Source organism: Rhizobium sp. WCS2018Hpa-16, from assembly GCF_031843705.1.
GTDB lineage: Bacteria > Pseudomonadota > Alphaproteobacteria > Rhizobiales > Rhizobiaceae > Agrobacterium > Agrobacterium tumefaciens_C.
Window position 1 is genome coordinate 564,109 of the sequence record NZ_JAVTIX010000003.1, and the last position, 13,700, is coordinate 577,808.

The 13,700-nt window shown below is 56.8% G+C and carries 13 protein-coding genes; 10 read left to right on the plus strand and 3 right to left on the minus strand.

The genetic code is table 11. The features are described from left to right. Positions 1–15: 15 nt before the first annotated feature. Positions 16–1,119: an ABC transporter substrate-binding protein gene (locus tag RQI55_RS13715; protein ID WP_192064562.1), complete on the minus strand. Its 1,104-nt coding sequence runs from the start codon at positions 1,117–1,119 to the stop codon at positions 16–18. 281 nt (positions 1,120–1,400) lie between these two features. Between RQI55_RS13715 and RQI55_RS13720 the strand changes: the two genes are divergently transcribed. From RQI55_RS13720 to RQI55_RS13730, 3 genes are all read left to right on the plus strand, one after another. Next, positions 1,401–2,069 (plus strand): haloacid dehalogenase type II, encoded by a 669-nt coding sequence (locus tag RQI55_RS13720; protein WP_311272851.1) that lies wholly within the window; start codon positions 1,401–1,403, stop codon positions 2,067–2,069. A 94-nt stretch (positions 2,070–2,163) separates the two neighbouring features. Beyond that, complete coding sequence (locus tag RQI55_RS13725; RefSeq protein WP_311272852.1) at positions 2,164–3,264, plus strand: phosphotransferase; 1,101 nt, start codon at positions 2,164–2,166, stop codon at positions 3,262–3,264. A 52-nt stretch (positions 3,265–3,316) separates the two neighbouring features. Next, complete coding sequence (locus tag RQI55_RS13730) at positions 3,317–4,648, plus strand: aspartate aminotransferase family protein (RefSeq protein ID WP_311272853.1); 1,332 nt, start codon at positions 3,317–3,319, stop codon at positions 4,646–4,648. 17 nt (positions 4,649–4,665) lie between these two features. On the opposite strand, the gene RQI55_RS13735 is transcribed toward RQI55_RS13730, so the two are convergent. Next, positions 4,666–5,541 carry a LysR substrate-binding domain-containing protein gene (locus RQI55_RS13735; protein ID WP_311272854.1) on the minus strand — a complete coding sequence of 292 codons (876 nt, stop codon included), beginning with the start codon at positions 5,539–5,541 and terminating at the stop codon, positions 4,666–4,668. Between the two features lie 75 nt (positions 5,542–5,616). Between RQI55_RS13735 and RQI55_RS13740 the strand changes: the two genes are divergently transcribed. The 3 genes from RQI55_RS13740 to RQI55_RS13750 are packed head-to-tail and all read left to right on the plus strand — an operon-like array spanning position 5,617 to position 8,462. Further along, positions 5,617–6,762, plus strand: coding sequence for a four-carbon acid sugar kinase family protein (locus RQI55_RS13740; RefSeq protein ID WP_311272855.1), 1,146 nt, complete (start codon positions 5,617–5,619; stop codon positions 6,760–6,762). A 3-nt stretch (positions 6,763–6,765) separates the two neighbouring features. Continuing rightward, entirely contained in the window at positions 6,766–7,779 is a 1,014-nt protein-coding gene (gene pdxA, locus RQI55_RS13745) for a 4-hydroxythreonine-4-phosphate dehydrogenase PdxA (RefSeq protein WP_311272856.1), read from the plus strand. Beyond that, positions 7,776–8,462: a 4-hydroxythreonine-4-phosphate dehydrogenase gene (locus tag RQI55_RS13750; RefSeq protein ID WP_311272857.1), complete on the plus strand. Its 687-nt coding sequence runs from the start codon at positions 7,776–7,778 to the stop codon at positions 8,460–8,462. Before pdxA ends, RQI55_RS13750 begins: the two co-directional genes overlap by 4 nt. A gap of 36 nt (positions 8,463–8,498) precedes the next feature. Here the strand turns inward: RQI55_RS13750 and RQI55_RS13755 are convergent, their stop codons facing one another. Then, positions 8,499–8,975 carry an Lrp/AsnC family transcriptional regulator gene (locus RQI55_RS13755; protein ID WP_042618799.1) on the minus strand — a complete coding sequence of 159 codons (477 nt, stop codon included), beginning with the start codon at positions 8,973–8,975 and terminating at the stop codon, positions 8,499–8,501. A gap of 143 nt (positions 8,976–9,118) precedes the next feature. On the opposite strand from RQI55_RS13755, the gene RQI55_RS13760 reads away from it, so the two are divergent. Genes RQI55_RS13760 through RQI55_RS13775 form a run of 4 tightly spaced genes read left to right on the plus strand, consistent with a single transcriptional unit; the run spans position 9,119 to position 13,674 of the window. Further along, the gene (locus RQI55_RS13760) at positions 9,119–10,597 is read left to right on the plus strand and encodes an NAD-dependent succinate-semialdehyde dehydrogenase (RefSeq protein ID WP_311272915.1); all 1,479 of its coding nucleotides are present in this window, start codon (positions 9,119–9,121) and stop codon (positions 10,595–10,597) included. A 10-nt stretch (positions 10,598–10,607) separates the two neighbouring features. Further along, on the plus strand, positions 10,608–12,008 hold the full coding sequence (locus RQI55_RS13765) for an aspartate aminotransferase family protein (RefSeq protein WP_409233728.1): 1,401 nt from the start codon (positions 10,608–10,610) through the stop codon (positions 12,006–12,008). A 29-nt stretch (positions 12,009–12,037) separates the two neighbouring features. Next, positions 12,038–12,814 carry an amino acid ABC transporter ATP-binding protein gene (locus tag RQI55_RS13770; protein WP_311272859.1) on the plus strand — a complete coding sequence of 259 codons (777 nt, stop codon included), beginning with the start codon at positions 12,038–12,040 and terminating at the stop codon, positions 12,812–12,814. Between the two features lie 41 nt (positions 12,815–12,855). Further along, on the plus strand, positions 12,856–13,674 hold the full coding sequence (locus RQI55_RS13775; RefSeq protein ID WP_311272860.1) for a transporter substrate-binding domain-containing protein: 819 nt from the start codon (positions 12,856–12,858) through the stop codon (positions 13,672–13,674). The last annotated feature ends 26 nt before the right edge of the window (positions 13,675–13,700 follow it).

Consider the following 13,700-nt stretch of genomic DNA (forward strand, 5'->3'; position numbering starts at 1 on the left):
AATCTCGCCGTCACCTTATTCGTTGACGGAAATGGCGAAGGTGCCTTCGGGCGTCACAGGCAGGTATTTCTTGTAGTAGCCCAGGTAGTTGGCGATAGGGTCTACGTCCTTGAACTGCTCGGGATAGAGCTGCTTGGCAATGTACTGAACCAAGGCAAAATCCGACACCGTGCGCGAAGCGCCCTGATAAACGCCAAAGAGCTTGCCGTTCTTGATGGCAGGCAATTCGCTCCAGCCCTGACGGGTCTCGAAGGCTTTCAGGTTCTTGCGCGCATCCGCTTCTTTCACGCCCGGGCCCATTGGCATCGCTGCCGGGTTCTTGTTGTCTTCACGTCCCGAAATGAAAATAACGTCCGGCTTTGCCACCAGAACCTGCTCTGGATTGATCGGACCCCACCATTCAACGAAGGGTGCGGCAATGTTATCGCCACCGGCCAGTGTCGACATCGCGCCCCACATGTTCTTGCCGTAGGTAAAGGAATATTCCGCCGGGCCCTTATTGCCGAATTCGACATAGACTTTTGGCTTTGGCTTGCCGGATTTGGCAACCCGGTCCGCAATGTCCTTCATCGCGCCCTGATAAAGATCGGCGATCTCGTTGCCGCGCTGGTCCTGTCCGGTCACCTGGCCTAGGAGTCGCGTTGATGCAACGTGACGCTCAACGGTCTGCGCATTGTAATCGACGACGACGACTGGAATGCCCTGCTGTACCAATCTATCAGCATCAAGCCCCAAGGCCTTGAATTGCCAGTCGGCAAGGATCACCAGATCAGGGTTCAGGCTCATGACTTTTTCGACGGAGAAGGTCTGCGTGTCCACTTCGCCAACATCTGTTATGTCAGCAAGCGATGGCCGGTGCGCCACGTGCATCTTCCAGTTGGCTGGAATTTTGCCGACCCATGCTTCTCTGGAGATGCCGACGACAGAATCATACGCCTTCTCGCCACCGACAGCCATGTAGTCTTCAAAATAGAAGCCTAGCACGACACGCTTTGCAGGCAGGTCAACCTTCACCTCGCGCCCGATAACATCGGTAATCGTCTTCACTTCTGCCATTGCAGGCGCAGCAAATACGAAGACTGACAGCACTGCAGCGAGACCGCTAATTATTGATTTCATGATAATGATCCAGAGGTTGAGATGCCGCTGATTTAGTAAATATGATATTTTAAGTCAATTTAATTGATGTCGGTTGAAAGCAATTACCAACGGAATCATGTTTGGTCTGGCTGATAAGGCTTGATTCAAAAAACCTGAAATAAGCGCCCGGCGCACAATCTGTCGAAGCCTGCTTTGGATATAAGAGAATGTGCTTTGGCAATCCTGATTTCAGTTCGGTTTATGCCACGCAATGCCCCTAGGATGGTCTCAGACGAAAACCAATAAGTCAGGACCGAACAATGGCTCACTTTCGCCCGAAATACATTACCTTCGATTGCTATGGCACGCTGATCAACTTCCAGACGGCGGAAGCAACGCGTGACATCTACGGTGATCAACTCGATGAGCCGCGCATGGTGGAGTTCATCAAGAACTTCTCGGCCTATCGCCTTGATGAAGTTCTGGGCGACTGGAAGCCGTACAATGAAATTCTCCACAACGCGCTCGAAAGAACCTGCAAGCGCAATGGCGTGACCTTCGATCCGAAAGCCGCGCAAACCGTTTATGAGCGCGTACCGACCTGGGGCCCACACCCGGACGTTCCAGCCGGGCTTGCCAAGGTTGCCAAAGAGATACCCCTGGTCATTCTGTCCAACGCCATGAATTCGCAGATCATGTCGAATGTCGAGAAACTGGGCGCACCGTTCCACGCGGTTTACACGGCGGAGCAGGCGCAGTCCTACAAGCCCAACCTCAAGGCATTCGAATATATGCTGGATATGCTCGGCTGCGGCCCGGAGGAGATCCTGCATTGCTCCTCCTCATTCCGCTACGATCTGATGTCGGCGCACGATATGGGCATTAAAAACAAGGTCTGGGTCAATCGTGGCCACGAACCCGCAAACCCCTATTATGGCTATACCGAAATCTCGGACATTTCAGGCCTTGCCGGTGTCGTGGGGCTTTGACATCCAAGGGACTGCTGCCATCGGCAGCAGTCCGACGCCTGCTCTCGGTCAGCTTATACCGAGAGCAACGACCTTCATCAGGTGAGGACCGCAATTGCCTATCGATCCCGGCATAGACACTATCCACCCCGAGGCGGTGGGGTCAAAGGCTTCGAGCGAAGCCAATTATCATGCTGCAAAGACAACACTGTCTGCGCATCCCATGCCTGCTGACGTCGAACAGTCCGCGAAACTTCTCAACCGTCACTACGGCTTGTCGGGAGTTGTCGCCACCCTGTCGTCAGAGGTTGAATGCACGGAAGAGGTCACCCTGCCGGACGGGCGGCGGCTCATTCTCAAAACATCGACACGGCCGCAGACATCAAGCAGTTTCCGTTTTCAGGCCGAAGCCATCAGTGGAGTGGAGGGTGCTGCGGGCTTCGTTTCACCGCAGATCATGCGCACGAATGGCGGTGAGGTGATGTTTAAGGAAGACGGCGCGTGCGGATATCTGCAAACGTTGATCGATGGCACTCCATTACACAAGCTTGCGATGACGCCCGACCTGCTGTTCCAGATCGGATGTTCGCTTGCCGGGCTGGATCTGGCGCTTGATGGCGTGCGCGCATCATCTAGCCAGCGGCCCGTTCTCTTGCATGTTGAGTGCTGGTCGCGGTTGATGGAGTTCAGCCAATATCTGCCATCGCAACATATCGCCGAACAGGTCCGTGCAGCGATGGATAACTATGCCGAATGTGTTGAACCGCACCTTGCCGAGGTGGCATGGCAGATCACCCATAACGACCCGAGCCCCCACAATATGCTGTTGACCGATCGCGGTATCGGCTTCATCGATTTTGGCGATGGTTGCTGGGGCCCAAGAATACAGGACCTAGCCGTGGCAGCCAGCCACATGGTCCAGAACGCGACGGTCGCCTTGGGCGGCGCGGACTATGTGATTGCGGGTTATCATTCCGTCATCCCGCTGTCGCCGGTAGAGGCAAAAATCCTTGTGGGATTGATGCGGGCACGGCAAAGCGCACTTCTGCTGGTCAACGCTTGGAGAACGCATCTTTTCCCAGAGCAAGCCGAATACATCAACAAGAACGTGCCGCGTGCCGAACGCGGACTTTCCATTCTAACCACTCTGAGTGCCGATGAGGCGGAGGCGGCAGTTCTGGCTGCGATGGCGTTGCCCCATCCATCGCCGGTATAAACGGAACATTGCTCCTCTTGCTTACGGTCCTCTTTCAAACAGGTTGAAGAACATGTCGACAGACCTCATGCCCAATCGCTACGTCCCCGGCGAAGTTCCTCTTCCTGCCCGCGAGGCCGAGCTTATCGAGCGTCGAAACAAGGTCCTTGGTGCATCATACCGCCTTCAGTATCGCAACCCCGTCCATTTCGTCCGGGGTGAAGGCATGTGGCTCTACGATCCAGACGGGCGCGCCTATCTCGATTTTTACAACAATGTGCCGTCTCTCGGGCATTGCAACGCCGAAGTGAACGCGGCGATGGCAGAGCAGGCGGGTCGGATCAACGCCAACACACGCTATCTGGAGCCGAACCTCGTCGATTTTGCCGAACGTCTGGTCCAAACCTTTCCGACGGAGCTGGACCGTGTCGTTTTCACCTGCACGGGCAGTGAATCCAATGATTTGGCGTTGCGTATCGCACGTCTGGCAAGCGGCAATGATGGCGTGATTGTCTCGTCCTATGCCTATCACGGCACCAGTGCCGCAACCGCCGCCGTGTCACCAAACCTTGGCGCCGCGGTCAAGCTCAGCCCCTCCGTGCGCATGGTCTCCCTGCATGGGCCAGAAGGCATACCAGAATCGCAGGCAGCGAATTTTTTCGAGGCGCAGGTTCGTGCTGCCATCACAGATTTGAACCGTCGTGGCACCGGTGTCGCGGCGCTTCTCATCGACAGCATCTTCTCCAGCGATGGTGTCTGGGTTGATCCTCCCGGTTTCATCGCAAAAGGCGTCGCTGCCGTTCGTGAGGCCGGTGGCCTTGTTATCGCTGACGAAGTCCAGCCGGGCTTTGGCCGAACCGGCGCGCATATGTGGGGCTTTGAGCGACACGGTATCGTCCCTGACCTCGTCACCCTCGGCAAACCCATGGGCAATGGCTTCCCAATCGGTGCCGTGGTAGGGCGCAAAGCACCCGTAGACCAATTCGGCGCAACCGCTCGCTATTCCAATACATTTGCGGGCAACACGATCGGAATAGCAACCGCAGATGCCGTGCTGACAATTATTCAGCGCGACCATATTGCCCAGAACGCGCTTGCCATGGGTCAGCGGCTGAGAGCCGGGCTGGAGAAAATAGCACTTCAGACGCCAGGAATTTGCGGCATCCGAAATGCAGGCCTCTTCTTCGGCGTCGATCTAGGGTTTGAGGGAGACACTGCGATGCGCAGACGCTCGCTCGCTCTGGATGTGGTCAATGCCATGCGAGATGATGGCGTCCTTGTCAGTACCACGGGTGCCAACGAAGATTCCCTCAAAATCCGCCCGCCGCTGATCTGTGAGGGTGTTCACGTTGACCAGTTCCTCGGAAGCATCGAGCGCGCGCTCGTTGAGGTTGGAAGCGCCTGAAGCGCAAGGCTACAATCTTACGAACCGCATGTTTGGGATTCCTTGGTCAGCCAGTCCTTCAATGCCTGAACGCCTGTCGATAGGAGCATGGATTTGGGATGAATAAGCCCGTAATGGGTCCCGTCAGGTGCAAAGCCGAGCGGGGCTTCCAATCGTCCATTGGTAACATCGTCAGCGGCAATCGCCTGCGGCGCCAGCGCAACCCCAAGGCCCCCAAGGGCAGCTTCTGCCATCAGGAAATGGTGATCCAGAAGCTGGCTTGCGCGGGGGCGCGGCGTTTCGGGGTGCTGCGCAAACCAGCTTTCCCAGGCATGCGGACGTGTTCTGGAGCCGAGCGCAACATAATTCCCGGCATCGAACCCTTTGCGCAGAGACGGCACCATGACCGGCCCGACACGCTCCGGCATCAGCTTGATGATTGTCCAGTCCGGATCGATCAAGAAATCGAGGCGGCGGATGGCAAGCGTGACACGATCACGCGCAAAATCGATGCCGCCACCGCCCGTGGAGAGATGCACTTCGACATCCGGGTGCCGGTCCTGAAACCCCGATAGGCGCGGAATAAGCCAACGCATCGCGAGCGATCGCTCACAGGACAGAATGATCGGCCCCGGAGCAGAACTCGATCTGATCTCTGCGAGCGTATCGGTGATGGTCGCAAACGCCCGCCCTGTCGCCTCTGCCAGTCGCTCGCCAACAGGCGTCAGGCGAACACCGCGCCCATCCGCTTCAAGCAATTGCAGGCCGAGATCTGCGGATAGCTTTGAAACACGCCTGCTGATCGCCCCATGCGTCAACACGAGTTCCGCTGCCGCTGCGCGCACGGAACCGAGCCGGGCAACGGTTTGAAAGGCCCGCAAATCATCCAGAGATGGGAGTTCTGATCTTTTCATTGGTGATCCTATATCACCAATACTCGTCAGATCATATGCATTATCTCCGGTGGCCGATCTGATAATGTTTCCGTCATGGACAACAATGTTTCACCGCTAGTCGGCATCATCGCAGACGACCTCACCAGCGCCACGGATGGTGCCGGAGCCTTTCTGTTGAAGGGATATGTCCCACTCATCAAAGCCCTCGATGCAGCTGAGGACACTGCGCCTGTCATCTCCATAGACACGAACAGCCGCGCCTTGTCCGCTTCAGAGGCCAGTCGTGTGAGTGGTGAAGCAGCCGCGTCGCTTGCGAATGCACACTTTCTGTTCAAGACGATAGATTCTACATTGCGCGGCCACATATGTCAGGAAATCGCTGCGGCGTTTCGTGCCAGTGGCCGCAGCAGACTTGTCATTGCACCAGCCTTTGCCGAGGCAGGTCGCCTGACCATTGGCGGCATTCAAGCGGTCCACGGCATCCCCGTCAGTGAAAGTTCATACGGCCGAGATCCGGTTCATCCCGCTAGGTCATCGAACATCGCCGATCTGGTCGATCCATCGCTGGGTAAAGCGGTCGTCGTTGCTTCAGATAGTGAACCGCCATCGAACGAGACCATCCTCATTCTCGATGCCGATAGCCAGAGCGCACTCAACCGACAGGTCGCTCGCATACCGGATCCGCAATCCGTTCTGTGGGTAGGGTCTCCGGGAATGGCCATCGCCTTATCATCACTTGTTCCTCCCGTGCCGACCCAACACCCGGCAGCAGGCGAAGCTTCCAGCCGGGTGTTGATTGTGGCTGGAAGCGCCAATGCCGTGACGCATCAGCAGTGCGATGTTTTGCAGGAACATGGCGTGCCTGTCGTCACGCAGCTTGCCGATGCTCCTGTGGATGCGCGCGTGGTTTGCCTTCGTGCGCCGTCTCTCCTGCAGGCCAGCGCAGAAGCCGTGGTGTCAGACCTTGCCGCGCAGGCTTCGTCTGCCGTTGCCCGGCGGGATTTTGACGTCGTGATTGCCACCGGTGGTGAAACCATGGCTGCAATTCTCGACCGTCTCGAAATCAACCGCTTCTTCCTCTCGCGTGAGCTGGAGCCCGGCTTTCCCGTCGGCAAAACCCGCTTGCCGGATGGCGCAGCGCTCAGCATTGCCATGAAGGCTGGCGGGTTCGGTTCACCATCCACTCTGCTCGATGCCGCCAAAACATTTTTGGCCAATCCGCTTTCACAAGGGTTATGATCCATGACGCTCCATCAAATGCCGCTCGCCGTCACCATGGGAGATCCTTCGGGCATCGGTCCCGAAATCGTGGCAAAGATGTTTCTGAGCCGTCCCGACAATCGCCACTGGGTCGTTATTGGCGATGCCTTGGTGATGCGCCGCGCTTTTGAAGTTCTGGGTGCCCAAGTGCAGGTCAGGCCCATCGCAACGCTGGATCAGGCCGTGTTTGATGATGGCACCATCAACGTCTTTTGCTCCTCAAATCTTTCAGCCTTGCCCCCTGTCAGCGAAGTGTCGGCCATCAGCGGCAAGGCGGCTTTCGATGCGATTGTGGCTGCGATTGGCCTCGCGAAAGACGGGCAGGTGAGTGGCATCGTCACCGCGCCCATCCATAAGGAGGCGCTCTCTGCCGCTGGTGTGAAATATCCTGGGCATACGGAAATATTGGCCGATTACGGTGGTGCGCCAAAGGTCGCCATGATGCTGGCAAATGAAGATATCCGCACAGTTCTCGTCACCATCCATTGCTCGCTGTCGCAAGCGATCGCAAAGGGTGACTTTGCAGCGCAGATGGACGCGATCAGGCTCGCCCATACCGGCGCTCAAGCGCTCGGCATTGCCAAGCCACGCGTCGCCGTTGCCGGACTGAACCCCCATGCGGGCGAAGGCGGGCTGTTTGGAAATGAGGAAATCAACATTATCCGGCCTGCGGTTGAAGCCGCACGTGCCGAAGGTATCGACGCATCCGGCCCATGGCCGGGTGATACGGTCTTCATGCAGGCTCGAACAGGCCGTTTCGATGTTGTAGTCGCCCAGTACCATGATCAGGGTCTTATTCCAGTTAAATATATGGGGCTTGATCGCGGCGTGAACATCACGCTCGGTCTGCCATTCGTGCGTACCAGCCCTGATCACGGCACTGCCTTTGATATTGCAGGGTCCGGCAAAGCCGACCCGACCAGTCTTGAGACCGCATTCGACTACGCTGTCACGCTGAAGGCCGCTCTCTCCAACTCGAAAGCTCAAACGCTATGACTGATTTTGACTTCATTTTCATGCTGACACGCAACGACCGCACCGTTGCCGACGCTGCCGTTCACGTCGAAACCGCACTTCAGGCAGGCATCCGCCACATCGGCTTTAAAGATATCGGTTTGCCATTCGAAGAGCTCCTTGGCCTCAAAAAGCAGATCAGTAAGGGCGGTGCCAACACCTATCTCGAAGTCGTATCGCTGGACCGGGAAAGCGAAATTCGCTCTGTCAAATCGGCAGTCGAGCTTGGGGTGGATTATCTCCTAGGAGGCACGCATGTGGACGATGTGCTTCCGCTTCTGGAAGGAACGGCCATTCGCTACTATCCTTTCCCCGGTCGCATCGTCGGGCATCCCAGCATTCTTGAAGGCTCGCAGGAAGACATCGTTGCAAGCGCCGTCAATCTGGCCAGCCGTGATGGCGTCTCAGGCCTCGATCTTCTCGCCTACCGCTCGAAGGGTGACGTGCCAGCGCTGATGCAGGCCGTATGTCGCGCTGTATCCAAGCCGGTCATCGTTGCAGGGTCTGTCGATAGGCCCGAGCAAATCGACACGATCCGCAGATCTGGCGCTGCCGGTTTCACCGTCGGCACCTCCGCTCTGGACGGCAAATTTCCCGCACAAGGCGCAGACCTAACATCTCAGCTTCTGGCGATATCCGCTTGCGAAAGCTCGGTTAAACCGTAACGAGCTCTTTCAGTTTTCGCTTTAACAAGTCGGGCCTTAAGTAAAGGCCTCGACATCAATCGGAACAGAGAAACCGGTTTTGACACGGTCCATGATCACCATGGTTTTGAACCCTTTGATGTCAGGGTTCTCGTAAAAAAACTTCCGGGTGAAGGCTTCGTAATCTTCCATACTCTCGGCCGTTACGATGAGAACGAAGTCTGAATCGCCCGTGACATAGTAGCCATTCATCACTTCTGGCGTCTGGCGAATGGATTGTTTGAAGCGGTCAACGATGTCGACTCTTTCCCGCTCAAGCGAAACCAGAACAAGCATCGCGATAGGGCGTCCAACCGCTTTCGGCGTGACAATGGAGACATCGGCCTCGATGACCCCTTTTTCGCGTAACCGCTTTAACCGCCGTTGGACGGCGGTGGCCGAGAGGCCGACAATGGCGCCCAACTCTTCGCTGCTTTGGCGGTTGTTGTTTTGCAGCAGACTGAGAAGTCGAGCGTCGAAGCGATCCAGGTCCATTGAGTTATCCGCATAATTTCGTCGTTGAGTGCCGTTATAAAGCAGGATTTCTGCGTGTTGACCAGATTAGAAGACCAAATCCTGCGTAGGAACCGGCCTAGACTTCGTTATGTGCAGAGTTAAGGGATCGTTAAATGTTACACATGGAGAAGACAGCGCGACGCGCTCTCAATGATCTGAACGATCCGAACCTCTTGCGCTTCAAGCCTTACATTGCCGGGTTTTGGCACGAAACGACTGCCTCAACTGGTGTCGCAGACCCTGCCACAGGGGATGAGATTGCCCGCGTTGGCGACTGTGATCTGGGCATTCTCGATCAAGCCATTGATGCAGCGCAAAGCGCCTTCAAGACATGGCGGGCTCTTCTGGCCCGCGAGCGCAGCCAATATCTTCTGTCCTGGGCTTCGCTCATTCGTCAGCATGCTGGAGACCTCGCCACGATCTTGACCGCAGAGCAGGGAAAGCCGCTTGCCGAATCCGAGGCGGAAATCCTTTACGGTGTCGGTTTCATCGAGTGGTTTGCGGCTGAGGGCGAGCGTGCCTATGGCGAAACGATCCCCAGCCACAAGGCCGCCAGCCGCCTGTTCGTGTCCATGCAGCCCGTCGGTGTCAGCGCGGCGGTAACGCCGTGGAATTTCCCAAGCGCCATGATCGCCAGAAAAGCGGCTGCCGCACTGGCTGCGGGATGTCCTGTCATCGTCAAGCCTGCGCCCGAAACACCTTTATCTGCATTGGCGCTGGCTGAGCTTGCCCACCGCGCCGGGTTCCCACGCGGCGTTTTTCAGGTCGTGACCGGCGAGCCAGCGCTTTTAACAGGCGGACTTCTCGCTGACGAACGTGTCAGGGCGTTTTCGTTTACAGGATCAACCGAAGTCGGGCGCCTGCTGCTCGCAAAGGCAGCCTCCACCGTCAAAAAAATCTCGATGGAACTGGGCGGCCATGCGCCCTTCATTCTCTTCGATGACGCCGATCTCGATGCCGCTGTCGATGGATGCGTCGGCGCGAAATTCGCAACATCCGGTCAGGATTGCCTCGCAGCAAACCGCATCTATGTGCAGGACGGTGTCTATGATGCCTTTCTGGAAAAGTTTCAGAGCCGCGTTGCCCGCCTGAGAATGGGGCAGGGGTTTGAGGCCGGTGTCGATATCGGGCCGATGACGAAAAAATCCGTCGTTGAGAAATGCCGCCTCCACATTCAGGACGCAGTCGATAAAGGCGCACGGATGCTCGTTGGTGAAATCCCTGATCCGGCAGCCGGTAACTTCGTTGCTCCGACCCTGTTGGCCGATGTCACGCACGACATGCTGATTGCCTCGCAAGAGACCTTCGGGCCGGTTGCCCCGGTCATTCGTTTCACATCCGAAGATGAGGTGCTGGCCCGGGCCAATGACAGCGAGATGGGGCTGGCGGCCTATGTCTACACCCGCGACCTCAACCGCGCGATGCGCCTTTCAGACACGCTCGAATACGGAATGGTCGCCATCAACACGCCGTCCTTCACCGGCGCGCCTATTCCGTTCGGCGGCTGGAAACAATCGGGTCTGGGGCGAGAGGGTTCGCGCCACGGCCTGCAGGAATTCATGGAACTCAAATATGTGTGCTTCGGCGGTCTCGCCGCGTAAGGAAATGACAATGACAAATATCGCTGAAATTGCAGAAATGGACCGCAGAACGGTTCTCCATCCTTTCACCTATCTGAAAGACTACGCATCCGGTGAAACCGATCCGACCATCATGGAAACCGGCAAGGGTGTGCGCATCAAGGATGCCACCGGCCGGGAATTCATCGATGGATTTGCTGGCCTTTATTGCGTCAATATCGGCTATGGCCGCACCGAGGTGGCAGAAGCCATTGCCCGCCAGGCCTACAAGCTCGCCTATTACCATTCCTACGCGGCCCATACGACGGAAGAGCTGGCGCGACTGTCAGACCGGCTCGTCAGAATGGCGCCGGGCAATATGTCCAAAGTCTTTTACGGCATGTCAGGATCCGACGCGAACGAGACACAGGCTAAAATCGTCTGGTATTACAACAACCTTCGGGGCCTGCCGAAGAAAAAGAAGATCATCGCGCGCGAGCGTGGCTATCACGGTTGCTCCGTTGTTGCCGGTTCCATGACTGGTTTGAGCTTCTATCACGAGCATATGGACCTTCCGGTTTCCGGCATTCTGCGCACCGGTGTCCCGCATTTTTACCGGGGTGCCGTTCCCGGCGAAACCGAAGACGCTTTCTCGCAGCGTCGTGCAGACGAACTGGAAGTGCTCATCCTGGCGGAAGGCCCTGAAACAGTGGGTGCCTTTATCGCAGAACCGGTCCTCGGAACCGGCGGCATTACCCCACCCCCGGCAGGTTACTGGGCAAAAATCCAGGCCGTTCTGAACAAATACGATGTGCTGCTTATCGCCGATGAAGTGGTTTGCGGGTTCGGCCGCACAGGCGCCATGTTCGGCTCTGATCTTTATGGCATGGAGCCGGATCTGGTCACTGTCGCCAAGGGTCTGACGTCAGCCTATTTCCCGCTGTCTGCCGCCATCGTTTCCCAGAAAGTCTACGATGTAATGGAAGAAGCGACACCGCGCGTTGGCTCCTTCTCCCATGGTTATACCTATTCCGGCCACCCCATCGGCGCTGCGGCGGCAAATGCTGTTCTCGATATCGTAGAGCGCGAGGATCTGGCAGGCCAGGCGGCAACCAAGGGCGCTTACTTGATGAAGCGGCTGAGAGCGGAATTCGAGCAGAACCCGATCGTCGGTGAAATACGTGGTGTGGGAATGCTTGCGGCGATAGAGTTCGTATCAGACCGTGGCACCAAGGCGGCGTTCGATCCTTCGCACAAGGTCGGAGCGCGCATCTCGCAGGCGGCTCGCAACCGCAATCTCATTGCCCGTGCGATGCCGCACGGGGACATCCTTGGCTTTGCTCCGCCATTGGTCATGACAGAAGGTGAGATTGACGAGATGGTTTCGATCGCAAAAGCTGCGGTTGACGAGGTCTTGCTTGAACTGGATGCGAAAGGTGCCATTGCTGGCTAAGTGTTCAGCTCCTCGAAAGGGTGTCATGCATGAACGAGGTTCTAAAGGTCCATGGACTGACAAAGGCTTTCGGCCCCACCAAGGTTCTCGATGGCATCAGCTTTTCCATGAAGGAAGGCGAGGTCATCTCCCTGATCGGATCATCGGGATGCGGCAAGAGCACGGCCTTGCGCTGCATCAACTTTCTGGAAACGCCGACGTCAGGGCAGATCGAGTTTATGGGGCAGGCAGTCTCGGTCAGCCGTAACAAGCACGGTGAGAGCGAAATCGCCAACGCCGCCCATGTCAGGATGTTTCGGCAGAAGATCGGAATGGTGTTCCAGAGTTTCAACCTCTGGCCCCACCGAACCGTCATCGGCAATGTCACCGAGGCGCTTGTCTATGTGCTGGGCATGGACAAGAAGGAAGCCGAAGACACGGCCCTGTCGGCCTTGGCAAAGGTTGGCATGGCAAGCTTGCGTGACCGGTATCCGCATCAACTCTCGGGCGGGCAGCAGCAACGGGTCGCCTTTGCACGCGTATTGGCGATGCGGCCGAAACTGATGCTGTGTGATGAACCGACATCGGCACTCGATCCTGAACTCGTCGGTGAAGTGCTCAAAGTTATCAGAACACTGGCTGAGGAGGGTGCCACAATCCTCCTCGTCACACATGAAATGCGGTTCGCACGCGATGTGTCGAACCGGATGATATTCCTGCAAGAGGGTCGCCTCGTGCAGGATGACGCACCGGAAGAACTGCTGAAAAACCCCGCAACAGATGGGGTACGGCGGTTTCTATCGAGTGTCATGCCGGCCGACGCTTGAAAGCGTCACGTCAAGACAACAACCATAAAAGGGAAACAGACATGATCATCAGCAAACTCATCAAATCAACTTTGACAGCCACCCTGCTTGTCTCCGCACTGGCCACAGCCGCATCGGCCAAGGATGGCGTTCTTCGCATCGGCACGGAAGGCGATGCGCCAAAATTCAGCATGGCTGATGCCAGTGGCAATGTGACCGGCTTCGATGCCGATATCGCCAAAGGCATCTGCGCCGAACTGAAATTGAAATGCGAGTTCGTGGTGCAGGCCTTCAGCTCGCTGGTGCCATCCATGGATAGCGATCGGTTCGATGTCATCATTTCCGGCCTCAGCATTACGGATGAGCGCGCAAAGAAGATCGATTATTCCATTCCATACGCCACAACGCCGCAGTATTTCGTGGTCGCAAAGGATTCACCCATCGCCAAGCTGACAACACTGGCTGAAGTGCAAAAAGCGCTTGCCGGAAAGAGCGTTGGCGTTGTCAACGGCACGACCTATGCCAAGTTCGTCCAGAAGACGGTTCCCTCGGCAGACCTGAAGACCTACGACGCCACGACGCAGCAGCTGGCCGATCTGTCCAGCGGCCGTATCGATGCCGCCTATAGTGACTCGCCGACCGTCATGGATTTTCTGGCAACGTCCGATGGCGCAAACTTCGCAAAAGTCGAGGTGAAGGTCATGGCCATGGATGACCCTGCCACGCTCGGCAAGGGCATGGGCGTTGGCATGAAGAAGGGCAACACAGAACTGAAGACGAAAATCGATACGGCACTCTGCAAGATGATCAACGATGGCCAGGTGAAGAAGGCCTCCATGCAGTGGTTCCAGGACGACTACACCATTCCCTGCAAGAAGTAATATTTGAAGGCAAGACCTGCCTTGGC